Below are 25,140 nucleotides of genomic sequence, written 5' to 3'. Positions count from 1 at the left end.
GCGGCTCCTAACTCCTCGAGTCGCTTCGGTCCTGCCAATGAAGTCAAAGAACGACTTCACTGGCAGGCCCTCCAGCGCTTGTCGGAGTTAAGCAGTCACCTCCGCTTTTATATCTATTAAACATCTTATCATTTTTTTGGACAGGGCTGAATAAGCTTTCTTTAGAGTAGGACAAACAAGGAGGAAGTGTGATGGCCCCATGAAGTTCCATGAGATGAATGAACAGGAAATTGCTAGTGCCTTAAGAACAGATTTTACAGAAGGATTGGATGAAAAGGAAGTAAAACGCAGACGCGAACAGCATGGGTATAATGCTCTGGCGGAAGGCGAAAAGCAATCCGCTTTGTTGTTATTCTTCAGCCAGTTCAAGGATTTTATGGTGCTAGTCCTTTTGGCGGCAACGTTAATATCAGGCCTTCTAGGTGAAATGGTCGATGCAATCGCGATCATCGCCATCGTTCTGGTAAATGGAATATTGGGATTTTTCCAGGAAAGGAAGGCGGAGAAATCACTTGATGCCTTGAAGGAACTTTCTGCACCACAGGTCCATGTGTTAAGGGATCGTGAGTGGATCAAGATTCCATCCAAGGAAGTCGTACCAGGAGATATCCTGAAATTTACAAGCGGCGACAGGATCGGCGCGGATATCCGTCTGATTGAATCCTGGAGTCTTGAGATTGAGGAATCAGCACTGACTGGGGAATCAGTTCCAGTCCAAAAAAGCACTACGCCATTAAGGATTCCGAACCCGGGGCTTGGCGATATGGAGAATATGGGTTTCATGGGTACGATGGTCACAAGGGGAAGTGGTACCGGTGTGGTCGTTGCTACCGGAATGAAAACGGCAATGGGCCAAATCGCCGACTTGCTGCAAACCGCTGAAGCCCAGGAAACACCTCTTCAGCGAAGACTGGAGCAATTGGGGAAAATCCTGATTACAGCTGCACTATTCCTGACATTGCTCGTTGTAGGGATCGGTGTTCTTCAAGGGCATGATCTGTATACCATGTTCCTGGCAGGAGTCAGCCTTGCTGTGGCAGCGATTCCGGAAGGGCTGCCGGCCATCGTCACTGTTGCATTGTCACTGGGTGTCCAGAGGATGATCAGAAAGAATGCAATCGTCCGGAAATTGCCTGCAGTGGAGACGCTCGGCTGTGCATCTGTCATCTGCTCGGATAAGACAGGAACGATGACGCAAAACAAAATGACCGTTACCCATTTATGGAGCGGCAGCAAAACCTGGAGAGTGGATGGGGGCGGTTATTCCCCGACAGGCTTGTTTTTCCACCAAGACAAAAGTATCGATCCACAAAGCGAAAAATCACTTCAACAGCTGCTGACCTTCGGGATGCTGTGCAATCATGCCGAGATGGTTGAAAAAGAAGGCGAGTACACAATCGATGGCGACCCGACCGAAGGAGCGCTGCTGGTTGCCGCTATGAAGGCAGGATTCAATAAGAAAAGTCTTCTAGAGCAATTTGAAATCGTCAATGAGTTCCCATTCGATTCGAAGCGGAAAATGATGAGTATGATTGTCAAGGATAAAACAGGAAGAAAGTTTGCTGTCGTCAAGGGAGCACCGGATGTCTTGATCGGATTGAGTGACAGCATTCTCTGGGAAGAAAGACAGCAGCGGTTAACGAAGGAATTGACTGCAAAAGTCCAGGGAGCGATCGACGAACTGGCAGGGAACGCATTAAGGACCATTGCAATTGCGTTCAAGCCAATTCCACAGGGAACTGTGATCCTCCATGAAAACGAAGCTGAAAAGGAATTGACTTTCATCGGTCTGCAAGGCATGATCGATCCGCCTCGCCCTGAAGTGAAGACGGCTGTGAAAGAATGCCGTGATGCAGGTATCAAAACTGTCATGATCACAGGAGATCATGTCATCACGGCAAAGGCAATCGCCAAGCAGTTGGGGATTTTAACAAAAGACAGCAAGGTTATCGAAGGCAAGGCTTTAACGGAAATGTCTGTTTCTGAGCTTGAGGATATTGTTGACGATGTTTCGGTTTTTGCCCGAGTATCGCCGGAGCATAAATTGAAAATCGTAAAGGCACTGCAAAACAGAGGGCATATCGTAGCGATGACAGGTGACGGGGTGAACGATGCACCGGCCATCAAAGCGGCAGATATTGGTGTGGCGATGGGAATTACGGGTACAGATGTCGCGAAGGAAGCTTCATCACTTGTACTCCTGGACGATAACTTTGCCACCATCAAAGCTGCAATCAAAGAAGGCCGAAATATCTATGAAAACATCCGGAAGTTCATCCGCTATCTTCTTGCCTCGAATGTAGGCGAGATTTTGGTCATGCTCTTCGCGATGATTCTTGGGTTGCCACTCCCGCTCGTTCCGATTCAAATCCTCTGGGTGAACCTGGTGACAGACGGACTGCCAGCAATGGCTCTGGGGCTTGATCAGCCGGAGGACGATGTGATGAAGAGAAATCCACGTCATCCCAAGGAAGGCGTGTTCTCACGCGGATTAGGGTGGAAGGTTGTTTCGAGGGGATTCCTGATTGGTCTTGTAACGTTGATCGCCTTCATGGTTGTATATAAAAGGAATCCTGATGAGCTTATTTACGCCCAGACGATTGCCTTCACAACCCTAGTCATGGCCCAGCTCATCCATGTGTTTGACTGCCGGAGTGAAAAATCGATCTTTGCACGCAATCCATTCGGGAACAAATATCTAGTCTGGGCAGTGATCTCCTCGCTGGTTTTGGTCCTTGGCGTCATTTATTCACCTGTCTTGCAGCCGATTTTCCATACTGTGCCGATCTTGCCGACTGACTGGCTGCTGATTATAGGCTTATCAGCCGTTCCAACATTTTTGCTCGCCGGGACATTTTTTGCAAGAAAAACAAAGAGAAATATGATATAATCCGTTAGGTAATAGAGAAGGCTCTATTGCCTTTCTTTTTTTTTACATATATTACCCGTTCCATGGGTCAACAGGAAACTCGACTTTTTGGAGAGATTGGATGTGTCTGGAATGGTCGTCAGTATGACTGGGTTTGGCAGGAGCAAGGCAGAATCTGAACGTTGCAGTGTCACGGTCGAGGTGAAGACGGTCAATCACCGTTTTTGTGAATTTCATATTCGGATGCCGCGGCAACTGCTGAAAACAGAAGAAAAAATCAAGAAGAAACTTGGCGAACATATAAAAAGAGGGAGAGTCGAAGTATTTGTCACTTTGGAAGGCGAAGGGGTCGTCAGCCGGAGTGTACATATTGACTGGGAAGCCCTTGACGAATTTGTCGATAACATATCCGAGATTAAAAACAGGTACAGTTTAACTGGAGACTTAGAAATCCGTGATATTGTCAGCAGGGATGACATCATCCATATTGAAGAAAAGGAAGCCGAGAATGACGAGCTGGATATGCTGGTCCTCTCTGCGGTTGATGAGGCCGGCCATAAGCTGCTAGAAATGCGCAGGCATGAAGGTGCAGCTCTTCAAAAGGATGTCTTGAAATATATAAGTCTGATGTCAAATCATATTTTGCGTGTAAAGCAGTTTGCTCCTGATGTTGTGGAGCAGTATCGTGAGAGGCTGAGAAAGAAGATGGCTGACTTCCTTGCAGGCGATGCAGCTGATGACAGGATCATGACTGAAGCAGCTTTTTTTGCTGATAAAGCGGATATAAGCGAAGAGATTGCCAGGCTGGAAAGTCATCTGAGCCAATTCAATGAAATCCTTAAGGTGGATGAGCCCCTGGGAAGGAAGCTTGATTTCCTGCTCCAGGAAATGAATCGAGAAGTCAACACGATTGGATCCAAAGCGAATGATTCAAAGATTGCCAGGGAAGTTGTCGAGATGAAAAGTCTCCTTGAAAAGGTTAAGGAACAAGTGCAAAATATAGAGTAGCGTTTAGAAAAGGCCGTGAAGGGCCAAAATAATTAACTGATGATTGGGGGACCATCATGGCAATTAAGCTTATCAACATAGGCTTCGGCAATATTGTTTCAGCTAACAGGATCATTTCAATCGTAAGTCCTGAATCGGCTCCGATCAAACGGATCATCCAGGATGCGCGTGACCGGGGATCTCTAATAGATGCTACATATGGAAGAAGGACAAGGGCTGTCATCGTCATGGACAGCGACCATGTCATTCTCTCTGCGGTACAGCCGGAAACGGTGGCACACCGCTTGAATGACCGGGATGATATTATTGATGAAGGGTAGGACGTCTTAATGCAGGAAAAAGGATTGTTGATTGTGCTTTCAGGACCATCCGGGGTAGGAAAAGGTACGGTGCGGAAAGAGTTATTTTCCCAGCCGGATACTGCTTTTGAATATTCCGTGTCCGCGACAACGCGGCTTCCGCGTGAAGGAGAACGGAATGGAGTCGATTATTTCTTTAAAACTAGGGAAGAATTTGAAGGGATGATCAGGGAGGACCAATTGCTTGAGTATGCAGAGTTTGTAGGTAATTACTACGGTACTCCTGTTGAATACGTCCGTGAAACTCTTGATGCGGGGAAGGATGTTTTTCTTGAAATAGAAGTTCAGGGAGCGAGCCAGGTAAGGAAGAAATTCCCTGAGGGCCTGTTCATCTTCCTTGCGCCGCCTAGCCTTTCAGAACTGGAAAGCCGAATCGTTACAAGGGGAACTGAGACGGAAGATATCATCAGAGGCAGAATGAAAGCTGCAAGAGAAGAACTGGAAATGATGGAATTATATGACTATGTTGTTGAAAACGACCAGGTCGAGAGAGCAGCCGCGCGTGTCAAGTCGATTGTCGTTGCTGAACACTGCCGCCGGGAACGAGTTCAACACCGTTATAAAAAAATGCTGGAGGTAGAATAAATGCTTTATCCTTCTATTGATTCTTTAATGACTAAAATTGACTCAAAGTATTCGCTAGTATCGGTTGCGGCCAAACGTGCACGCAGCATGCAGGTTCATATGGACCCAAAAATTGAAAAGTATGTTTCCAACAAATTCGTCGGAAAAGCACTTGAAGAAATCAACGCAGAAAAGCTTCACTTCAAGACAGCCGGAAGCCACGAAGAGCTCAATATCAACGAATAACACCGCGATAACAACCTATTTATTGGGTTGTTATTTTTTTGTTTAGCGGATTTATGTTGTGGCCGAATCTTGCCTATTTCATGCGTATTCTGTGAAAAAATGTTATAGTTCTATCATAATGATAGATTGTTATAAAATGGGGGTTCTCTGACATGCTGAACGGTAAAAAGATTCTATTGGGCGTAACCGGCGGGATTGCTGTATATAAAGGCGCTGCGCTGACTAGCAAATTGACCCAGGCTGGTGCAGAGGTAAAAGTAATCCTGAGTGAATCAGCAGCGAAATTTGTCACTCCGCTCACCTTCCAGGCTTTGTCCAGAAGTGAGGTTTATACAGATACTTTCGATGAAAAAAAACCTGAAAATATCGCTCATATCCATTTGGCGGATTGGGCTGACCTGATCATCGTTGCGCCTGCTACAGCCAATATCATCGGCAAGCTGGCCAACGGAATCGCTGACAATATGATTTCGACGACATTGCTGGCAGCGACTGCTCCTGTATGGATTGCCCCTGCCATGAATGTCCATATGTACCAGCATCCAGCTGTTACAAAAAATATGGACACGCTCAGGAGCTTCGGCTATGAATTCATTGAACCAGGCGAAGGCTATCTGGCATGTGGATACACAGGGAAAGGCCGCCTGGAGGAACCGGAGACGATTGTGGAGCGAGCCAGCCAGTTTTTTAAAACTGAAAGTAGGGATCTTTCTGGAAAGACTGTTTTGATCACTGCCGGTCCTACAAGGGAAAAAATCGATCCCGTCAGGTTCCTGACCAATCATTCAACCGGCAAAATGGGTTATGCCATTGCCGGGGAAGCAGTAAGGATGGGAGCGAAAGTCATCCTCGTTTCCGGTCCGGTTTCACTTGCTCCGCCAAAAGGAGCAGAAGTCATCAAAGTTGAAAGCGCCGAGGAAATGTATCAGACAGCACTCGCACACTTTGCGGAAGCGGATGTCCTGATTGGAACCGCGGCTGTAGCAGATTACCGGCCTAAATATATATTTGATGAAAAGATGAAGAAAAAAGAAGGCGACCAGGCTCTTGAACTTGAACGGACGAAGGACATCCTTTTTGAACTGGGACAAAGAAAAGAGGCGCAGGTCATCGTTGGATTTGCAGCGGAAACCAATGATGTCGAAAAGCATGCTATGGGCAAACTCACGAGGAAAAATGCTGACATGATCGTGGCAAATGATGTCAAGCAGGCAGGGGCCGGTTTCGGAGCCGATACGAATATTGTCACCATTTATAAGAAAGATGGCAGTAAGGACGAGCTGCCCCTGATGGCTAAAACGGAGGTTGCCCGCCGGCTCCTCTCAGAAGTCGTCCTGCTTTTAAAAAAGGATGAAAGCAAATGAATATAGCAAGTGTTATCGTCGATGTACCTGCAAAGCAGACAGACAAAACGTTTGACTATAAAATCCCTGATCATCTCCTGGATGTCATAAAGCCTGGAACAAGGGTCATCGTGCCCTTTGGACCGCGTAAAATCCAGGGATTTGTTACAGAACTCAAAGATCAGTCCAGTTTTTCGAAGCTGCGGTCCATCGTTGAACCGCTGGATTTGACTCCGGTATTGAATGAGGAGCTTCTGCAGTTGGGGGAATGGCTGACAGAACACACATTAAGCTATAAAATTTCCTCTTACCAGGTAATGCTGCCAGCTGCCCTTAAAGCAAAATATGAAAAAAAAATCATGCTGGCTAAAGGTACTGTTGTAAGCGAACTGCCAGGGAATCTTGCGGAGTCCTTCAAAGAAAAAAGTGAACTCAAATGGGACGATGCCGTTGCTAAGGGGCTTGTCCAGCAGCTGCAAAAGGAAGCAGCTGCCGGCAGGATTGATGTTGTCTATCAAGTAAAGGACAGGGTGCGCAAGAAACGGCTCAAACATGTCTATCCTGCAATTGTTCCAGAAGAACTGAAAGAAGCAAGAAACAAGCTTTCATCACAGGCTTCAGGACAGCAGGCTGTGATTGATTTCTTTCTGGAGCATCCTGAACCTGTGGAACAGAGGCTGCTCCTCTCCACTCTTGGAATCTCCCAGGCATCGATTACATCGCTCGCCAAAAAGGAGATTGTGAAAGTCGAAGAGCTGGAGGTTTACAGAGATCCTTATGCAGAGCGGAAATTCGAACGTAAAACAGCCCTTGAATTGACTGCTGAGCAAGAAAATGCTATCATTCCAATTCTTTCTTCGATTGAAAAGGAGCTTCATGAAGTCTTCCTTTTATATGGAGTCACAGGGAGCGGCAAGACGGAAATCTATTTGCAGTCGATCCAGGAGGTCTTGCGCAAGGGCAAAGAAGCAATCGTGCTTGTGCCAGAAATCTCATTGACTCCCCAAATGGTCACCCGTTTCAAGGAGCGGTTCGGCGACCTGGTTGCTGTCATGCACAGCGGACTTTCTGCAGGTGAGAAATATGATGAGTGGCGGAAAATCCAGCGCAAGGAAGTCAAGGTTGTCGTAGGGGCAAGGTCAGCTATTTTTGCTCCATTCGAGAACCTGGGTATCATCATCATTGATGAAGAGCATGAAACAAGCTACAAGCAGGAAGAAAATCCGCGCTACCATGCCAGGGATGTTGCGATTCAGCGTGCTAAAACGTATGCATGTCCGGTCGTTCTCGGAAGCGCAACGCCATCACTCGAATCCTTTGCCAGGGCGCAAAAAGGCCGATACACTTTGCTGTCTCTGCCGAAAAGGATGAACAACCAGGCCCTGCCTGCGGTTGAGATCGTTGATATGCGGGAGGAGCTGCGAACTGGCAATCGCTCGATGTTTTCGGTTAAGCTATTCGAAAAAATTAAAGACCGGATTGAGAGAAAGGAACAGACTGTCCTGTTCCTTAATAAACGAGGACATTCCTCTTTTGTGATGTGCCGTGATTGCGGCTACGTGATGAATTGTCCACATTGCGATATCACGCTGACTTATCACCGATACAATGAACAGATGAAATGCCATTACTGCGGGTATGAAGACAGGGTGCCGACAATTTGCCCTGAATGTAATAGTGAACATATCCGCTATTTCGGGACCGGCACCCAAAAAGTCGAGGAAGAACTGCTCAAGCTGATTCCTGAAGCGAGGATCATCAGGATGGATGTCGATACGACGGGACGCAAGGGGTCTCACGAGAAGCTCTTGACTGCTTTCCAGGAAGGGCAGGCAGATATATTATTAGGAACCCAGATGATTGCAAAGGGCCTTGATTTTCCCAATATTACGCTTGTAGGCGTGCTTTCGGCAGACACGATGCTGAACCTGCCTGATTTCCGATCTTCGGAAAAAACATTCCAGCTTCTGACCCAGGTCAGCGGTCGTGCTGGAAGGCACAAGCTTCCGGGTGAGGTGGTCATTCAGACTTATACACCTGAGCACTATAGTGTTGAGCTGGCAGGGACCCAGGATTACGACCGATTTTACCAGCAGGAAATGCTGATGCGGAAGGTACATCAATACCCGCCGTTTTATTATCTTTCCCTTGTGACGGTCAGTCATGAAGAGTTGATGAAAGTGGTATCGGTCACCGAGAAAATTGCTAAATTCATCACTTCCAGACTGTCAAAGGATGCAGTGGTACTCGGTCCGGTTGCATCACCGATCCCTCGCATCAACGATAGATATCGTTATCAATGTCTGATAAAATACAAAAAGGAACCAGAACTTAGCACAGCGCTAAAAACCATACTGGATCAATACCAGCAGGAAATGGGATCAGGCGGGCTGCAGATTTCCGTCGACCTGAACCCTTACATCCTGATGTAATGATTCATTTTTTGGAAGACTGTTTTCGTAAAGGTTGTTGTTAAAATCTTAAAGCCGATTTTAACGTGATAATAGCTATTTTGAATGTCTTACTACTAAGTTTGCAAGCTCTATTCTCATAATAGTTGTTAATTAGGTGAATAATCTTAGGTAATTATCCTATTTTGCAGGCAATAGCAACAAAGTTTGAGAATAGAGCCCTATGGAAATATGAAAGTTTACGGTAAAAGCTGATTGAACAAGCTAATACTATATTTAAATGGAATTATTGGAGGATTTATTTTGGCAGTTAGGAAAATAGTTACCTACCCGGCAGAAATTTTGGAGCAGGAGTGCGAAACAGTCACCGTATTTGATAAAAAGCTGGCCAAACTGCTGGATGATATGTACGAAACAATGATTGAGTTTGATGGAGTCGGCCTCGCCGCCCCTCAGATTGATATAAAGAAACAAATTGCGATTGTCGATATCGATGATGAGCATGGGACGATTGAGATGATCAACCCGGTGGTCCTTGAAACCAGTGGCGAGCAGACCGGTCCGGAAGGATGCTTGAGTTTTCCAGGCTTATACGGTGAAGTAACCAGGCCGAATCAGGTGAAAGTGAGAGCCCAAAACCGTAAGGGGAAGACCTTTGAAATCGAAGCAGAAGAGTTTTTAGCAAGGGCGATCCTGCATGAAATCGACCATCTGCACGGTGTGTTATTTACCACGAAAGTGTCTAAATATATGGAAGAAGCTGATCTAGAGGAGTTGAACCAGGAATGACAAGAATCGTATTTATGGGAACTCCAGACTTTTCAGTACCGGTTTTGCGAAGACTGGTAGAGGAAGGTTACGAGGTGGTCGGTGTCGTCACGCAGCCTGATCGCCCTGTTGGCAGGAAACGGGTCCTGACTCCGCCTCCTGTCAAAGCGGAAGCAGTGAAACATGGCATCCCGGTCTACCAGCCGGAAAAAATCCGCCAGAAGGAAGAATTGGATAAAATCTTAGCACTTGAACCAGATTTAATTGTCACGGCGGCATTTGGGCAGATTTTGCCAAACCAGCTGCTGGAAGCACCAAAGTATGGCTGTATCAATGTCCATGCCTCTCTGTTGCCGGAACTGCGCGGAGGTGCACCAATCCATTACGCAATCATCGAGGGAAAAGAGAAAACGGGAATCACGATTATGTATATGGTTGAAAAGCTTGACGCAGGCGACATCCTGACACAAGTCGAAGTTCCGATCACGGAAACTGATACAGTTGGTTCATTGCACGATAAAATGAGCCCTGCCGGGGCAGACCTTTTATCTGAGACGGTTCCCAAGCTTTTAAATGGGGAGATCAATTCAGTTCCGCAAAATGATGCCGAAGCGACTTTTGCTTGGAATATCAAGCGTGAACAGGAGAAAATCGACTGGACCAAACCGGGACGCCAAATCTATAACCATATCCGCGGCATGAATCCCTGGCCTGTTGCCTATACGACAATGGATGGTGCGGTGATGAAGATCTGGAGTTCGGTGAAGACGGACTATAAAGGAAGCGGACAAGCCGGGACTATCGTCAAGATTGAAGATGACGGCTTTATCGTAGCAACCGGAGATGAAACAGCCATTAAGATTACAGAGCTTCAGCCCGCTGGCAAGAAAAAGATGGACGCTAAACAATTCCTGCTTGGGGCAGGGTCGAACTTTGAGCCCGGCGTCAGGTTAGGAGACTGGAATGAGTAAAAAGAAAAATGTCAGGGATACTGCAGTGCAGCTCCTGGAAACAATCGAAAAGAACCAGGCATACAGCAATTTGCTTCTGAACAATGCGATTGAAAAAAATGAAATCAATCCTATCGATGTTGGCTTGTTGACTGAGTTGGTGTACGGGACTTTACAACGAAAGATGACTCTCGATTTCTACCTTAAGCCATTCATCGAGAAAAACAAGAAGTTGCAAACATGGGTGGTCAATCTGTTGCGGATGACTGTTTATCAGATGGTGTATTTAGATAAAATACCAGACAGGGCAGCAATTTTCGAAGCAGTTGAAATTTCCAAGCGTCGGGGACATAAAGGAATTGCGAGTCTGGTGAACGGCGTCCTTAGGAGCATTCAGCGGAATGGACTTCCGTCTCTTGATTCGATTACCGATCCTGCGGAAAGAATATCTATTGAGACAAGCCACCCGATATGGTTAGTCAGAAGGTGGGTCGGCCAGTTCGGAATTGAAAAGACCAAGGAAATGTGTGAAGTGAACCTGACTGCCCCGCTGCAGACAGGAAGAGTCAATTTGACAAGGATTTCCCGTGAGGAATGCCTGGAATTGCTGGCGGAAGAAGGCTTTGAAGTGGAACCCAGCCCGATACTGCCGGAAGCAATCAAATGCCTCCGAGGCAATCTCGCCTCTTCAAAGGCATTTAAATATGGTTTGTTGACAATTCAGGATGAGAGTTCTATGCTGGTTGCCCACGCACTCGGCATTGAGGAAGAGGAAGTGATCCTCGATGCATGTGCGGCACCAGGGGGGAAATCCTCTCATATTGCAGAGAAGCTTGGCAACAGCGGTAAAGTGATCTCACTGGACCTTCACGAGCATAAGGTCAAGCTGATTTCCCAGAATGCCGAACGTCTCGGCCTCGAAAATATTGAAGCACAAAAAATGGACAGCCGAGAGGCATCGCAAAGATTCGAGCATGAATCGATTGACCGTGTTTTGCTTGATGCTCCCTGCTCAGGATTGGGCGTAATGAGACGGAAGCCTGATATGAAATATACGAAGAAAGAACAGGATCTCAGCCAGTTGAAAACAATCCAGCTGAGCCTTCTGGAATCAGTCGCGCCATTGCTTAAAGATGGCGGTACGCTTGTCTATAGCACTTGCACAGTAGATCGGGAAGAAAACCAGGAAGTAATAGAAATATTTTTACGCGAGCACCCTGAATTCTCAGGAGATCCAACACTTGCAGAAAGAATGCCAGAGGCAATCAGGCCATTGATCAACGGCTTCGATGTCCAGATTCTTCCTCAGGATTTTGGCTCTGATGGGTTTTATATTGCTTGTTTGAGAAAGAAGGTAGAATAACATGGAACAGGAAAAATCAACTAGAACATCAGCAGCACAAGAATCAGTCAAGAAATCCATTTATTCACTTCAGCTTCACGAACTGAAAGACTGGCTGAAGGAACAAGGAGATAAGCCATTCAGGGCAGAACAAATCTTTGACTGGCTGTACAAGAAGAGAGCTGCCTCATTCGAGGATATGTCCAATCTGTCAAAGGCTTTACGGGACAAGCTGGAACAGCATTTTGTGCTGACAACCCTGAGTACGATCATCCAGCAGACATCATCAGACGGAACCATCAAGTTCCTGTTTGAACTGCATGACGGCGTATCAATTGAAACAGTGCTTATGAGGCATGAATATGGAAATTCCGTATGTGTGACAACACAGGTTGGCTGCCGAATTGGCTGTACGTTCTGTGCTTCGACACTTGGCGGCTTGAAAAGGAATCTGGAAGCAGGAGAAATCGTTGCCCAGGTCGTAAAGGTACAACAGGCTCTTGATGAAACAGACGAGAGAGTAAGCTCGATCGTCATCATGGGAATCGGTGAACCGTTCGATAACTACGACAATATGCTTTCATTCCTGAAAATCATGAACCATGAAAAAGGCATGAACATCGGAGCCCGACATATTACCGTATCAACCAGCGGGATCATTCCGAAGATTTATGAATTTGCGGATGAAAACATGCAAATCAATTTTGCGATCTCACTGCATGCACCAAATACCGAGCTTCGCAGCAGATTGATGCCGATCAACCGTGCATACAAGCTTCCTGACCTAATGGATGCGGTCCGTTATTATGTCAACAAAACAGGGCGCAGGATCAGCTTCGAATATGGTCTTTTTGGCGGCGTGAATGATCAGGTGGAGCACGCCGAAGAGCTTGCGAATCTGGTAAAAGGCTTAAAGTGCCATATCAATTTAATTCCGGTCAACTATGTACCTGAACGCGATTACGTAAGAACACCTAAGAGCCAGATCTTCAAATTCGAGCGCACTCTTCGCGACCGCGGAGTGAATGTAACAATAAGAAGAGAACAAGGGCATGACATTGAAGCAGCTTGCGGACAACTTCGGGCAAAAGAAAGAAAAGAAGAGACGAGGTGACAAGATGAAGGCTGTTTTCATGACAGACAGGGGAAAGGTCCGGCTGCATAATGAAGACAATGGCGGCATCTTTATGAACTCTCACGGACAGCGCCTTGCCATCGTAGCAGATGGCATGGGCGGCCACCGTGCGGGAGATGTAGCCAGTGAAATGACAATCCAGCATCTGAAGGTTCTCTGGGAAAAGTCAACGAAGATACATACAGCAGAACAAGCAGAACAGTGGCTGCAGCAATCTGTTTCACAAGTGAATCAAGAAATTTATCAGCATTCATTAAATCATACGGAATGTGAAGGCATGGGCACGACCATAGTTGCTGCCATTTGCACCAACCTGTTTGCAACCGTCGTGAATATCGGTGACAGCCGCTGTTATTTACAGAATGAAACAGGGTTCAAACAATTGACGGAGGATCATTCCCTTGTCAATGAACTAGTACGTTCCGGACAGATTTCGAAAGAAGATGCAGAGCATCATCCTCGTAAAAATGTTCTATTAAGGGCCCTTGGAACAGAAGAATCCGTGGAGATGGACATTAAGACCATCATCTTTGAAGAGGAAGACATGCTATTGCTTTGTTCGGATGGGCTATCCAATAAAGTGACCGAGGAAGAAATGGAAAGCATCATCAACGACAAGAGCATGTCCATGGAAGAGAAAGCGGCAGAATACATCAAAAGGGCCAATCAGTATGGCGGCGAAGATAATATAACTCTTGCTATCGTCGAATACCAGGAATTCAACGAGGGCAGGTGAATAATATGATCATCGGAAAAAGAATCAGCGGTCGTTATAAAATCAAGGATATGATCGGCGGCGGTGGCATGGCGAATGTCTACCTTGCACATGACATGATCCTTGACAGGGATGTTGCGGTCAAGATGCTCCGTCTTGATTTTGCCAATGATGATGAATTCATCCGCAGGTTCCATAGAGAGGCACAATCTGCAACGAGCCTTACCCAACAGAACATCGTCAGTATATATGATGTCGGGGAAGAGGACGGACTATACTATATCGTGATGGAATATGTCGATGGCCAGACACTGAAGCAATACATACAGCAGCATGCACCAGTTCCTGTTGAGGAAGCACTGGACATCATGAAACAGCTGACATCCGCGATTTCACATGCCCATCACAATCATATTGTCCATCGTGATATCAAGCCGCATAATATTTTGATCGACAGCAGCGGTACTGTGAAAATCACCGATTTTGGGATTGCAATGGCATTGAGTGCTACAAGCATCACGCAAACAAATTCGGTGCTCGGATCGGTGCATTATCTGTCACCTGAACAAGCGAGAGGCGGCATGGCAAACAAGAAATCGGATATCTACTCAATCGGGATCGTCATGTTCGAATTGCTGACGGGGAGACTGCCGTTTTCTGGTGAATCTGCTGTTTCCATCGCATTGAAGCATCTTCAGTCGGAAACACCTTCTTTAAAAAGATGGAATCCGCAAATTCCACAGAGTGTTGAGAATATCGTGCTCAAGGCCACTGCGAAGGATCCATTCCATCGATACGACGATGTAGATGAAATGGAAGAGGATTTAAGGACAGCGCTTGACAGCAACCGTCTGAATGAGAGCAAGTTTGTCATACCGGAGGACGATGAAGCGACCAAAGCGATTCCTATTATAACGAATGACCGGCCTTATCATAATCTTGATGAAACGATTATCCGCAAAGATGCGCTAAATAACAATGAACAGCAAACTAAAGACAAACCTGTGAAAAAGAAGAAAAAGAAATGGCCAATCATTTTAACTGTTTTGTTTTTGCTCATTCTTTCTGCGGGTATTGTCATGGTGACCATAGGGCCAGACCTTTTTGGGCCAAAAGAGAAGGACGTCCCGGACGTTACCGGAATGGAAGTCGATGAAGCAGTTGCCGAATTGATGTCTGCCGGATTCATCATTGGTGACAAAAAAGAAATCAGTGATCAGGAAATCGAAAAAGATCATGTCATACGGACCAATCCAAAGGCCGGTAAGATGATGAAAGAGGGCAATAAAATTGATCTTTATATCAGTACCGGCAAGGAAGAAATTGAGTTATCGGATTATACAGGCAGAATGTACGATGATGTGGTGAGGCTGCTCGAAGCAAAGAACTTTGGAAAACCTGTAAAAAATGAAATCCATGATGACAGTGAACCTGGCACGATCTTAAAACAATTTCCTCCGGGCGGGGAGTTTGTCATCCCTGATGAAACGGAAATGGAATTCACCGTCAGTATTGGACCAGAATTGATAAAACTTGAAGACCTGAGCGGTTACAATGAAAAAGCGCTCAATAATTATATCCAGATGTATGGTTTTGACAAAGAGAGCACGGAAGATTTCCATGAAAGTGTTCCTGAGGGGGCAGTCATTTCCCAAGAACCAGCACCTGGAACTGAGCTGAAAAAAGGAAGTAAAGTTAAAGTTGTCATTTCTAAAGGTCCTGAGCAGATACCACCTAAGGTCGTCAAGGAAAAGATCAATATTCAATATGAGCCTGCAGAGCCGGACCAAGAGCAATCCATTCAGATTTATGTCGATGATTTGGAGCACAGCATTTCAGTTCCCTATGACTCATTTGTAATAACAGAAAACAGGGAATATGAAATCGAACTCAGGATTCCGGCAGGCGGAAAAGCATCCTATATGGTAATGCGGGATAACAATATGATCCTTAGTGATGAGGTCCCATATCCAGAAGACTAACAGACAGGGAGTGTTGCTATGCCTGAGGGCAAAATTATCAAGGCGCTGAGCGGGTTTTATTATGTTGCCAATGAGGATGGTGTAGTGCAATGCCGCGGCAGAGGGATCTTTCGCAAGAATAAGGTTACACCCCTTGTTGGTGACGAGGTGGTTTTTCAGGCTGAGAATGACACGGAAGGTTATATCCTGGAAGTCAAGGGGCGCAAAAATGAACTGGTCCGTCCGCCGATTGCGAATGTTGACCAGGCCATCCTTGTTTTTTCAGCTGTTGAACCCGGCTTCAGTACAGCCTTGCTAGACCGTTTTTTGGTTCTCGTGGAATATAACCAGATTGAACCCCTAATCTGCATTACGAAAATGGATTTGACCAGTGAAGAGGAGAAAACCCGTCTCGAAGAATATGCAGGAGATTATCGGAACGCTGGCTATGAAGTTATTTTTACTTCCTCTGAAACTTCTGAGGGTCTGGAAAAATTAAGACCCCATATTGAAGGGAAGATTTCTGTATTTGCCGGTCAATCTGGAGTTGGGAAGTCATCGCTGCTTAATGCCATCCGACCAGACCTGGAGTTGAAAACCGATGATATTTCTTCCCATCTAGGACGGGGGAAACATACAACAAGGCATGTTGAATTGATTACCGTCAACAATGGTCTCGTAGCGGACACACCGGGCTTCAGTTCACTGGAGTTTACTGATATTGAGGCAGAGGAGCTGAATTCATGCTTCCCGGACATCGCTGAGATCAGCGAGGATTGCAAGTTCCGCGGCTGTCTTCACATGGCAGAGCCCAAATGTGCAGTCAAAGCAGCAGTCGAGTCAGGAACTCTGCCTGAATACAGGTATGAGCATTATAGAGACTTTTTGTTAGAAATCAAAGATAGAAAGCCGAGGTATTGATTAATGGTTAAGATCGCACCTTCAATCTTATCAGCCGACTTTGCCCGTCTTGGCGAAGAAATAAAGGATGTCGAGCGTGGCGGAGCCGATTATATCCATGTGGATGTAATGGATGGGCATTTCGTGCCGAATATCACGATCGGACCCCTGATTGTCGAGGCAATCAGGCCGGTTACAAAGCTTCCCCTTGACGTTCACCTGATGATCGAGAACCCGGACCAATATATCGAAGCATTTGCCAAGGCAGGTGCCAATTATATCACCGTCCATGTGGAAGCATGCAGGCATCTGCACAGGACCATCCAATTGATTAAATCAACAGGGGTCAAGGCAGGCGTCGTCTTAAATCCTGCTACACCAGTAGAAAGCCTGAAGCATATTATCGAGGATATTGACATGGTTCTGCTTATGTCAGTCAATCCTGGGTTTGGCGGGCAGAAGTTCATCTCTTCAATTCTTCCAAAAATCAGGCACGTCAAAGAACTGGCTGATTCACTGAATCCAGGCCTGGAAATCGAGGTCGACGGCGGAGTGAACGAGGAGACAGCGAAGCTTGTGATTGAAGCAGGGGCGAATGTTCTGGTAGCGGGTTCGGCAATCTTCAATAAAGAAGACAGAGAAGCCGCGATCTCAAGCTTGAGACCATAAAGAAAAGCCAGCCTTACAGAGGCTGGCTTTTCTTCAATAAAGGGAATCTGTAACCTGAAATAAAGGAGATCTTTAAATGAAAATTAACCTGGTAGCTGGCGGACCGCGGAAGCTGATACCTGATTTCCATCTTTACGAAGAGGAAAATGTGATTTGGGTAGGGATCGATAGGGGTGTATTCTATTTATTAGAAGCAGGGGTCCATCCCACGGCAGCATTTGGGGATTTTGATTCCGTTTCCGAACAAGAAATGGCAAGCATTGAAAAGGCGGTTGCTGACCTGAAAAAATTCAAGCCTGAAAAAGATGAAACGGATTTGGAGCTGGCACTAAACTGGGCTATTGGCCAGAACCCGGAGTCGATTGCAATATTTGGCGCGACAGGGGGCCGCATTGACCATTTCATGGCCAATGTCCAGCTGCTTGTCAGGCCTCTTGAGGAGGGTGCTCCTGCCCTTATCCAGATCATCGATACACAAAATATTTTATATATAAAAAAACCAGGCAACTACACAGTTGAGCCGATTGATGAGTTTAAGTATATTTCCTTCCTTCCAGTCACACCGTCAGTCTCCGGACTTTCGCTTGAAAATTTCAAATACCCATTAAATGATTGTCATATTCCGATGGGCTCCACACTATGTATTAGTAATGAACTTATTAGAGGTCATGGTACTTTTTCTTTTTCCGAAGGCATATTATTAGTAGTAAGGAGCAGGGATTGAAATGTCTTCATTAGCTCAGCGTTCTTTTCGGGTTTGTGATTTCTTCTCCTGAAAGGAGCAAATTTTGTATACCCGGGAATATACTATAGGGATACAGAAAGAAGACTGGTTTGTGAGAGATGGTGAGGAGGGACGGTATGAGATTCTATACAATCAAACTGCCTAGATTTTTGGGTGGCCTCGTACGGGCGATGTTAGGTGCATTTAAAAAGGATTAAAAACCATTTTAGCGTGAAGGATAATCAAAGATTGAAAACCGATATGCAAGCATTTGGCACCCTGGTGACGGGGTGCTGTTATTTTTTCATGAAATGGGCAGAATGAACAGAAGGATGGACGTACTGGATTCCGGTAATAAAAAAAAGGCACCCTTTAAGGATGCCGTGCAGTTTCCTTCCGGCTGATTGAGCCAGGCAGTACATCTGCGGTTTTTAATTATACGCGTTCAACTTTACCTGATCTTAAAGCTCTTGCAGATACCCAAACACGCTTAGGCTTACCGTCTACAAGAATACGTACTTTTTGAAGGTTAGCACCCCATGTACGCTTGTTAGCGTTCATTGCGTGGGAGCGTGCGTTACCAGAACGAGTTGATTTACCAGTTACTACACATTTACGTGGCATATGATTTCCCTCCTAACTGACAAAAGCGGTTACTATTTTTTACTGCAATTATTTGCATATCGTCAGAATTGCGAATGAAACATGATAACCTCTTCTCTGACATACTTTAATAATTTATCATAGAAATTTCCCATTTGCAATACTTCCGGCAAAAGCTATAAAGAAAAAAACCTTGACATATAGTTAAGATTCTTGCTGAATAATAAAGGGAAGGGCAGAATAACTTTAAAAATTGATTAGCTTATAGTAAAATAACTGTAGCATAATGCTATTTTTTCCAAAGGGGGAACGAGTCATGTCCATCGAGCTAAAAACGAAGTACGGACAAATTGATATATCAAATGATGTCATTGCAACAATTGCAGGCGGTGCAGCAGTTGATTGTTATGGTATTGTCGGGATGGCTTCAAAGAATCAGATCAAGGACGGATTAACAGATATCCTGCGCAGGGAGAATTTCACACGCGGAGTCATCGTTCGCCAGGAAAACGAAGAAGTACATATCGATATGTATATTATTGTGAGCTATGGGACGAAAATTTCCGAGGTTGCCCACAATGTCCAATCAAAGGTTAAGTACACTCTTGATAAAACTGTAGGGCTGGCAGTTGACTCGGTCAATATTTACGTTCAGGGAGTTCGTGTAACGAACCCGTAAGAGGAGGAAAGATTTGTGTCTATTAATGTTCTAGACGGAAAACGTTTTGCGGAGATGGTGATTCAGGGTGCCAACCATTTGGCGGCGAATGCCAAGTATGTCGACGCGTTGAACGTCTTCCCTGTTCCTGATGGTGATACGGGAACAAATATGAATTTATCCATGACTTCCGGTGCCAAGGAAGTAAAGAACAATGTACAGGAACATATCGGGAAGGTAGGTTCCGCGCTTGCCAAAGGTTTGCTTATGGGAGCAAGGGGCAACTCAGGAGTCATCCTTTCCCAACTGTTCCGCGGATTTGCGAAAGCCATTGAAACAAAGCCGACCGTTACATCTGTTGAATTTGCAGCTGCTTTAAACGCGGGTGTGGAGACTGCCTATAAGGCAGTCATGAAACCGGTTGAGGGTACGATCTTAACAGTGGCCAAAGATGCTGCAAGGCATGCTGTTGCAGCAGCACCAAACCACGACAGCATTGATGGACTTATGGAAGAGGTTCTTAAAGAAGCAAAGGCTTCATTGAATCGCACACCAGATTTGCTGCCGGTCCTGAAGGAAGTTGGAGTAGTGGACAGTGGCGGACAAGGACTTGTCTTCGTTTATGAAGGCTTCCTTGCAGAATTGAAGGGTGAGAAGCTTCCTGATTCCCCATCTGCCATGCCTAACATGAATGATCTTGTCAGCGCTGAACATCATAAGAGCGTGCAGAGCCACATGAATACAGAGGACATCGAATTTGGCTATTGTACTGAATTCATGGTCAGGCTTGAAGGGAAAGAAGCATTCTCTGAAGAGGATTTCCGTCAGGATTTGAGCAAATATGGAGACTCTCTTCTTGTCATTTCCGATGAAGAGGTCGTAAAAGTACATATCCACTCAGAACAGCCTGGCGATGTTCTGTCATATGGACAAAAGTATGGAAGCCTCATCAATATGAAAATCGAAAATATGCGCCAGCAGCATACGGATATTATCGGTGAACCGACAACACCTTTGCGTACACAGACGACTGCGTCAAAGAAAGAAAAGCAGGAATACGGAATCGTCGCTGTCTCGATGGGATCCGGCATTGCTGAGCTTTTCCGCAGCATTGGTGCAAACGCCGTGATCGAAGGCGGCCAGACGATGAACCCGAGCACCGAGGACATCATCAAAGCTGTCAAAGAGGTCAATGCACGAAAGGTCATCATCCTGCCGAACAATAAAAACATCATCATGGCTGCAGAACAGGCTGCTGAGGTAGCAGAGGAAGAAGTGGTGGTCATCCCTTCAAAAACTGTGCCGCAGGGAATGACAGCATTGCTCTCATTCAATCCATCAGCCGATCCGGCAGCAAATAAAGATGTGATGTCAGAAGCGATGCAGCATGTGAAGACGGGCCAGCTGACTTATGCAGTCCGTGACACGAGCATCGATGGACTTGAGATCTCAACTGGAGATTTCATGGGCCTTGCCGATGGAAAGATTGTCTTGAAAGATCAGGATAAAGTCAAAGCAGCGAAAGAATTGCTGGACCAGATGATCGATGAAGACACGGAAATCCTGACCATCCTTAAAGGGGAAGACGCATCAGATGATGATGTCAATTCCATTGTTGAGTTTGTTGAAGGAAAATATGGCGACGTAGAAATTGAAGTCCATAACGGCGAACAGCCATTATACGCCTTCATCTTCGCAATCGAATAAATAATTCCGGTATGTGAGACTCTCAGGCTGGACAAATAAAATTGCTATATGATACTAAGAAATAGAAGGGGATTCCCCTTCTATTTCGTTTTGTTTATAACAGGATTGTCTCCAGTAACATATATGAAAAGAGAAACGTAAGAGCAGCTGAAGGATCAGATGTATATGGTGGCCAGGTAAAAGTGGAAAAAGCAGAGGAATTGCCTGGCCTTGTCTGACCTCCGGGCAAATTGATACAAAAATAGCACTCCAGAAACAGCGTAAGGAGGGGGAGCGGCAGCACCGATTGGCCGGAAGCTGGAGGCCAAGGGTTTCGGCACACCGCTTGAACAATGTGAATGAACAATTAAAGCAACCAGTAACAGCAATCAAGGGAATCGGCAGTGAAATGGCGGAGACTCTGGCGGATATGCACATCAGGACTGTCGGTGATTTGCTCGAATACTTCCCGTATCGGTATGAAGATTATCGGCTTAAGGATCTGGCGGAAGTAAAGCATGACGAAAGAGTCACGGTAGAGGGCAAAGTTCACAGTGAGCCGGCACTCGTTTATTACGGACGCAAAAAGAATCGGCTTACTGTCAGGCTGCTAGTGGGCCGTTACTTAATCATTGTTACTTTCTTCAACCAGCCTTATTTAAAACAAAAAATCACCATCGGAGAGACGATTACAGTCACGGGGAAATGGGACCAGCACAGACAGACGATCACTGCAAGCCAAATGTCTGTGGGAGAGAGAGCTCAAAGCCAGGATTTCGAACCGGTTTATGCAGTAAAAGGAAAAATGACCGTTAAAACGATCAGGAGGCTGATCAAGCAGGCTTTTTCCCAGTTCGGGCATGAGATAGAGGAGGTTTTGCCTTCTGAGCTCCTGCAAAAATATAAGCTGCTGAACCGCAGGGATGCCTTAAGAATCATGCACCTTCCTTCTGGTTCTGATGAGATGAAGCAGGCGAGAAGGCGATTTGTTTATGAGGAGTTCCTTTTATTCCAGCTTAAGATGCAGTCTTTGCGGAAACTGGAACGGGAGCAGAGTCCGGGGATTGTCTTTTCCTATCAATTGGACAAGCTGAAAGAATTCATTAGCGGGCTGCCATTCCCGTTAACAGGAGCCCAAAAACGGGTAGTCAATGAGATCCTCGGGGACATGAAATCGCCTTACCGTATGAACCGTCTTCTTCAAGGTGATGTTGGTTCAGGTAAAACGGTAGTCGCAGCGATTGCCCTGTATGCAGCAAAAACAGCTGGCTATCAAGGTGCCTTGATGGTCCCGACGGAAATATTGGCTGAACAACACTCCCAGTCCCTGACCCAGTTGCTTGAGCCGTTCGGTGTAAAAGCGGCCCTGCTGACAAGCTCGGTAAAGGGAAAGCGCAGGAGAGAAATGCTTGAGCAATTGAAGAACGGGGAAATTGATGTCCTGATTGGCACGCATGCCTTGATTCAGGACGAAGTCGACTTTAAAAGCCTCGGACTCGTAATCACAGATGAGCAGCATCGGTTTGGAGTTGAACAAAGGCGAGTTCTTAGGGAGAAAGGTGAAAATCCGGATGTCCTGTTCATGACCGCGACACCAATCCCGAGGACATTGGCAATCACGGTCTTTGGTGAAATGGATGTCTCGGTGATCGATGAAATGCCGGCTGGCCGCAAGACAATCGAAACGTATTGGGCTAAGCATGAGATGCTTGAGCGGGTGCTATCCTTCATGGAAAAGGAACTGGCTAAAGGGAGACAGGCATATGTGATCTGTCCATTGATTGAGGAGTCAGATAAGCTTGATGTCCAGAATGCCATCGATGTCCACAGCACCCTGAGCTTCTATTTTAAGGACCGTTATCAAGTCGGATTGATGCATGGCCGTCTTCATTCAGATGAAAAAGACCAGGTAATGAAGGCGTTCAGTGAAAATGAAGTCCAAGTGCTCGTCTCCACGACCGTCGTCGAAGTGGGTGTGAATGTCCCAAATGCCACGGTGATGCTCATATATGATGCAGAAAGATTTGGCCTGTCCCAGCTCCACCAGCTTAGAGGCAGGGTTGGCCGCGGCAGTGACCAATCATATTGCATTTTGCTCGCCGACCCGAAAAGTGAAGTCGGGAAAGAACGCATGAAAATCATGTCTGAAACCAATGATGGTTTTGTTCTAAGTGAAAAGGACCTTGAGCTGCGCGGCCCTGGAGATTTCTTTGGGAAAAAACAAAGCGGCCTGCCTGAATTCAAAGTGGCGGACATGGTCCATGATTACCGCGCTTTGGAAACAGCTAGGAATGATGCCTCCTTGCTGGTGCAGTCAGAAGCGTTCTGGCAAAGCGAAAATTATCGGGCATTGCGCGAGTATCTTACAGAGTCTGGTGCCCTGGCAAATGAAAAACTGGATTGATTCAACCCAATCTATTTATTTTTAGAAGAATGATAGAGCGGAAGCAGTCATCTGCTTCCGTTTTTTAATAGTTAAGAAAGTATAAAATTCACTTCGAAGATTGTTCAGTTCCAACACTTGTCGGGGCTGACCAAGGCGCTTGCGCTTTTCTGATATAAATATTTCTTCTTGCAATCTTTTTTTATAATATATATACTACTATTAGTACCTAGTCTTAATAGCTCGGGCGGTGTTTTTTAGATGAAACGCAACAAAAAAGAACGGCAGTCACTGCTGACTGATACGATAAAAGATAATCCATTCATTACAGATGAAGAGCTGGCTGAAAAATTTGCTGTCAGCATTCAGACGATAAGGCTGGACAGACTCGAATTGTCTATTCCTGAACTTAGGGAGAGGATCAAGAACGTTGCTGAAAAACGTTTTGAAGATGAAGTCCGTTCATTACCACTCGAAGAAGTGATTGGAGAAATAATAGATATTGAGCTTGATCAAAATGCGATTTCCATACTTGATATAAAAAGAGAACATGTTTTCAAACGGAATAAAATCGCCAGAGGCCACCATTTATTTGCCCAGGCGAATTCTTTGGCTGTTGCTGTGATCAATGATGAATTGGCGCTGACAGCAAAATCGAACATCCAGTTTACCAGATCGGTTAAAGAAGGTGAACGGGTCATCGCCAAAGCGAGGGTCACAAAAATCGATAGTGATAATGGGCGGACAATCGTAGAAGTGATGAGTTACGTCAATAATGAACTTGTCTTCAAAGGTGAATTTGAAATGTATAGATCAAATAATGATAAGTAAGGGATGAAAAGCAATGAGGCTTGCAGTAGATGCGATGGGCGGAGACAATGCACCAAAAGAAATCGTCCTTGGCGCAATGAAAGCAGTAGAAAACTTCAAAGACATACAGATCCTCCTTGTCGGTGACGAGAAAAAAATCAGGGAGCATTTGACGACCGAAGAGAGGGTTGAAATCCTGCATACCGAAGAGGTCATCCTTGGAACAGATGAACCTGTGCGGGCTGTTCGCCGTAAAAAAACAGCTTCTTTGGTTCTTGCAGCACAGCAGGTAGCAGACGGGAAGGCAGATGCCTGCATTTCAGCCGGAAACACGGGAGCATTGATGGCTGCCGGATTGTTTGTAGTCGGCCGGATCAATGGAATAGAGCGGCCGGCACTTGCTCCGACACTTCCGACGATTGGCGGCGAAGGCTTCCTGCTTCTCGATGTAGGGGCAAATGCTGATGCCAAGCCAGAGCATCTTGTCCAATATGCGATCATGGGTTCGATTTACAGTGAGAAAGCAAGGGGGATTGAACGCCCGCGGGTTGGACTTCTGAATATCGGCACAGAAGAAAAGAAGGGGAATGAACTGGTAAGAAGCACCTTCGATTTACTGAAACAGGCAGATATCAATTTCATCGGCAATGTGGAATCGAGAGACTTGCTCGATGGTGTGGCAGATGTGGTCGTTGCAGACGGATTCACTGGCAATATGGTGCTGAAGACAATTGAAGGAACGGCAATGTCAGTGTTTAAAATGCTGAAATCAGCCCTGACTTCAAGCTTCAAGAGTAAGATGGCTGCTGCAGTCCTGAAGCCTGACCTCGTTCAGTTGAAAAATAAGATGGATTATACCGAATATGGTGGTGCCGGATTGTTCGGATTAAAGGCTCCAGTCATTAAGGCACATGGATCTTCGGATGCGAATGCCGTTTTCAATTCCATCCGACAGGCTAGAGAAATGGTCGAAAAAGATGTTTCAGGTACGATCAGGGCGGCGGTTGAAAAGACCGGAGGCGTCATTCAGTAGGAT

At 45.9% G+C, this 25,140-nt stretch carries 23 protein-coding genes; 22 read left to right on the top strand and 1 reads right to left on the bottom strand.

All coding sequences use genetic code 11. From position 1 onward, the window contains the following. Window positions 1-199 precede the first annotated feature (199 nt). The 17 genes from ACNAZ4_RS01640 to spoVM all read left to right on the top strand — a co-directional run bounded on the left by ACNAZ4_RS01640 (window position 200) and on the right by spoVM (window position 18,182). Window positions 200-2,890 (top strand): calcium-translocating P-type ATPase, SERCA-type, encoded by a 2,691-nt coding sequence (locus ACNAZ4_RS01640; RefSeq protein WP_415812447.1) that lies wholly within the window; start codon window positions 200-202, stop codon window positions 2,888-2,890. A gap of 111 nt (window positions 2,891-3,001) precedes the next feature. After that, window positions 3,002-3,877: a YicC/YloC family endoribonuclease gene (locus tag ACNAZ4_RS01635; protein WP_415812984.1), complete on the top strand. Its 876-nt coding sequence runs from the start codon at window positions 3,002-3,004 to the stop codon at window positions 3,875-3,877. A 56-nt stretch (window positions 3,878-3,933) separates the two neighbouring features. Next, the gene (remA, locus tag ACNAZ4_RS01630; RefSeq protein WP_023614949.1) at window positions 3,934-4,197 is read left to right on the top strand and encodes an extracellular matrix/biofilm regulator RemA; all 264 of its coding nucleotides are present in this window, start codon (window positions 3,934-3,936) and stop codon (window positions 4,195-4,197) included. 9 nt (window positions 4,198-4,206) lie between these two features. Then, on the top strand, window positions 4,207-4,821 hold the full coding sequence (gmk, locus tag ACNAZ4_RS01625; protein ID WP_415812446.1) for a guanylate kinase: 615 nt from the start codon (window positions 4,207-4,209) through the stop codon (window positions 4,819-4,821). Further along, window positions 4,822-5,046, top strand: coding sequence for a DNA-directed RNA polymerase subunit omega (rpoZ, locus tag ACNAZ4_RS01620; protein WP_214703939.1), 225 nt, complete (start codon window positions 4,822-4,824; stop codon window positions 5,044-5,046). 152 nt (window positions 5,047-5,198) lie between these two features. After that, window positions 5,199-6,410, top strand: a complete 1,212-nt coding sequence (coaBC, locus tag ACNAZ4_RS01615) for a bifunctional phosphopantothenoylcysteine decarboxylase/phosphopantothenate--cysteine ligase CoaBC (protein WP_415812444.1) — start codon at window positions 5,199-5,201, stop codon at window positions 6,408-6,410. Beyond that, complete coding sequence (gene priA, locus ACNAZ4_RS01610) at window positions 6,407-8,821, top strand: primosomal protein N' (protein ID WP_415812443.1); 2,415 nt, start codon at window positions 6,407-6,409, stop codon at window positions 8,819-8,821. Before coaBC ends, priA begins: the two co-directional genes overlap by 4 nt. Before the next feature lie 282 nt (window positions 8,822-9,103). Beyond that, window positions 9,104-9,589, top strand: a complete 486-nt coding sequence (gene def / locus ACNAZ4_RS01605) for a peptide deformylase (protein ID WP_415812442.1) — start codon at window positions 9,104-9,106, stop codon at window positions 9,587-9,589. After that, window positions 9,586-10,539 carry a methionyl-tRNA formyltransferase gene (gene fmt / locus ACNAZ4_RS01600; protein WP_415812441.1) on the top strand — a complete coding sequence of 318 codons (954 nt, stop codon included), beginning with the start codon at window positions 9,586-9,588 and terminating at the stop codon, window positions 10,537-10,539. The genes def and fmt overlap by 4 nt, the downstream gene beginning before the upstream one ends. Beyond that, window positions 10,532-11,881, top strand: coding sequence for a 16S rRNA (cytosine(967)-C(5))-methyltransferase RsmB (rsmB, locus tag ACNAZ4_RS01595; RefSeq protein WP_415812440.1), 1,350 nt, complete (start codon window positions 10,532-10,534; stop codon window positions 11,879-11,881). Before fmt ends, rsmB begins: the two co-directional genes overlap by 8 nt. A gap of 1 nt (window position 11,882) precedes the next feature. Continuing rightward, entirely contained in the window at window positions 11,883-12,974 is a 1,092-nt protein-coding gene (rlmN, locus tag ACNAZ4_RS01590) for a dual-specificity RNA methyltransferase RlmN (protein WP_415812439.1), read from the top strand. 4 nt (window positions 12,975-12,978) lie between these two features. Further along, a complete protein-coding gene (locus ACNAZ4_RS01585; protein WP_415812983.1) occupies window positions 12,979-13,731 on the top strand; it encodes a Stp1/IreP family PP2C-type Ser/Thr phosphatase in 753 nt (250 codons plus the stop codon). 5 nt (window positions 13,732-13,736) lie between these two features. Further along, entirely contained in the window at window positions 13,737-15,692 is a 1,956-nt protein-coding gene (pknB, locus tag ACNAZ4_RS01580; RefSeq protein WP_415812438.1) for a Stk1 family PASTA domain-containing Ser/Thr kinase, read from the top strand. Window positions 15,693-15,710: 18 nt separating this feature from the next. Continuing rightward, window positions 15,711-16,592: a ribosome small subunit-dependent GTPase A gene (gene rsgA / locus ACNAZ4_RS01575; RefSeq protein ID WP_415812437.1), complete on the top strand. Its 882-nt coding sequence runs from the start codon at window positions 15,711-15,713 to the stop codon at window positions 16,590-16,592. 3 nt (window positions 16,593-16,595) lie between these two features. Then, entirely contained in the window at window positions 16,596-17,240 is a 645-nt protein-coding gene (gene rpe, locus ACNAZ4_RS01570) for a ribulose-phosphate 3-epimerase (RefSeq protein ID WP_415812436.1), read from the top strand. 76 nt (window positions 17,241-17,316) lie between these two features. Beyond that, complete coding sequence (locus ACNAZ4_RS01565) at window positions 17,317-17,964, top strand: thiamine diphosphokinase (RefSeq protein WP_415812435.1); 648 nt, start codon at window positions 17,317-17,319, stop codon at window positions 17,962-17,964. A gap of 137 nt (window positions 17,965-18,101) precedes the next feature. Continuing rightward, window positions 18,102-18,182, top strand: a complete 81-nt coding sequence (gene spoVM / locus ACNAZ4_RS01560) for a stage V sporulation protein SpoVM (RefSeq protein ID WP_144475002.1) — start codon at window positions 18,102-18,104, stop codon at window positions 18,180-18,182. Between the two features lie 217 nt (window positions 18,183-18,399). On the opposite strand, the gene rpmB is transcribed toward spoVM, so the two are convergent. After that, a complete protein-coding gene (gene rpmB, locus ACNAZ4_RS01555; protein ID WP_023614934.1) occupies window positions 18,400-18,588 on the bottom strand; it encodes a 50S ribosomal protein L28 in 189 nt (62 codons plus the stop codon). A gap of 295 nt (window positions 18,589-18,883) precedes the next feature. Between rpmB and ACNAZ4_RS01550 the strand changes: the two genes are divergently transcribed. The 5 genes from ACNAZ4_RS01550 (at window position 18,884) to plsX (ending at window position 25,137) form a co-directional block, all read left to right on the top strand. Continuing rightward, on the top strand, window positions 18,884-19,246 hold the full coding sequence (locus ACNAZ4_RS01550; protein ID WP_041965977.1) for an Asp23/Gls24 family envelope stress response protein: 363 nt from the start codon (window positions 18,884-18,886) through the stop codon (window positions 19,244-19,246). A gap of 15 nt (window positions 19,247-19,261) precedes the next feature. Beyond that, complete coding sequence (locus tag ACNAZ4_RS01545; RefSeq protein ID WP_415812434.1) at window positions 19,262-20,932, top strand: DAK2 domain-containing protein; 1,671 nt, start codon at window positions 19,262-19,264, stop codon at window positions 20,930-20,932. 286 nt (window positions 20,933-21,218) lie between these two features. After that, entirely contained in the window at window positions 21,219-23,315 is a 2,097-nt protein-coding gene (gene recG / locus ACNAZ4_RS01540; protein ID WP_415812433.1) for an ATP-dependent DNA helicase RecG, read from the top strand. Between the two features lie 240 nt (window positions 23,316-23,555). After that, window positions 23,556-24,125, top strand: a complete 570-nt coding sequence (fapR, locus tag ACNAZ4_RS01535; protein WP_415812432.1) for a transcription factor FapR — start codon at window positions 23,556-23,558, stop codon at window positions 24,123-24,125. 13 nt (window positions 24,126-24,138) lie between these two features. Beyond that, window positions 24,139-25,137, top strand: coding sequence for a phosphate acyltransferase PlsX (gene plsX / locus ACNAZ4_RS01530; RefSeq protein WP_415812431.1), 999 nt, complete (start codon window positions 24,139-24,141; stop codon window positions 25,135-25,137). Window positions 25,138-25,140: the final 3 nt, after the last annotated feature.

It is taken from the genome of Mesobacillus thioparans (assembly GCF_965138835.1).
GTDB lineage: Bacteria > Bacillota > Bacilli > Bacillales > Cytobacillaceae > Mesobacillus > Mesobacillus thioparans.
This window is presented reverse-complemented; position numbering and strand designations above follow the sequence as displayed.